Genomic DNA, 1,133 nt, shown 5'->3' on the forward strand with positions numbered 1-1,133 from the left:
ATCACCAGCTCACCGTCTTTCATTGCCATACGAAATTCCGGATGAGCATTCATCAGGCGGGCAAGAATGTGAATAAAGGCCGGATAAAACTTGTGCTTATTTTTCTTTACGGTCTTTAAAAAGGCCGTAATATCCAGCTGAACGGTCTGGTTATAGGTACATTGAGCAACTGACTGAAATGCCTCAAAATGTTCTTTACGATGCCATTGGGATATATCAACGGTGGTATATCCAGTGATTTTTTTCTCCATTTTAGCTTCCTTAGCTCCTGAAAATCTCGCCAAGCTAGCTTGGATTCTCACCAATAAAAAACGCCCGGCGGCAACCGAGCGTTCTGAACAAATCCAGATGGAGTTCTGAGGTCATTACTGGATCTATCAACAGGAGTCCAAGCTCAGCTAATTAAGCTTATTTGTATAGTTCATCCATGCCATGTGTAATCCCAGCAGCTGTTACAAACTCAAGAAGGACCATGTGGTCTCTCTTTTCGTTGGGATCTTTCGAAAGGGCAGATTGTGTGGACAGGTAATGGTTGTCTGGTAAAAGGACAGGGCCATCGCCAATTGGAGTATTTTGTTGATAATGGTCTGCTAGTTGAACGCTTCCATCTTCAATGTTGTGTCTAATTTTGAAGTTAACTTTGATTCCATTCTTTTGTTTGTCTGCCATGATGTATACATTGTGTGAGTTATAGTTGTATTCCAATTTGTGTCCAAGAATGTTTCCATCTTCTTTAAAATCAATACCTTTTAACTCGATTCTATTAACAAGGGTATCACCTTCAAACTTGACTTCAGCACGTGTCTTGTAGTTCCCGTCATCTTTGAAAAATATAGTTCTTTCCTGTACATAACCTTCGGGCATGGCACTCTTGAAAAAGTCATGCTGTTTCATATGATCTGGGTATCTCGCAAAGCATTGAACACCATAACCGAAAGTAGTGACAAGTGTTGGCCATGGAACAGGTAGTTTTCCAGTAGTGCAAATAAATTTAAGGGTAAGTTTTCCGTATGTTGCATCACCTTCACCCTCTCCACTGACAGAAAATTTGTGCCCATTAACATCACCATCTAATTCAACAAGAATTGGGACAACTCCAGTGAAAAGTTCTTCTCCTTTACGCATGCTTAATT

2 protein-coding genes are annotated in these 1,133 nt (G+C 40.4%); both read right to left on the reverse strand.

All coding sequences use genetic code 11. The annotated features are described in order from the left end of the window. The coding region (locus BN1117_RS03955; RefSeq protein ID WP_040094987.1) for a CatA-like O-acetyltransferase at window positions 1-251 on the reverse strand (251 nt) is incomplete at its 3' end. A gap of 157 nt (window positions 252-408) precedes the next feature. Further along, window positions 409-1,133 (reverse strand): hypothetical protein (locus BN1117_RS03960; RefSeq protein ID WP_244463506.1); only part of this gene is annotated, 725 nt, incomplete at its 5' end.

This window comes from Aeromonas australiensis (assembly GCF_000819725.1).
In the GTDB taxonomy this organism is placed as follows: Bacteria; Pseudomonadota; Gammaproteobacteria; order Enterobacterales; family Aeromonadaceae; genus Aeromonas; species Aeromonas australiensis.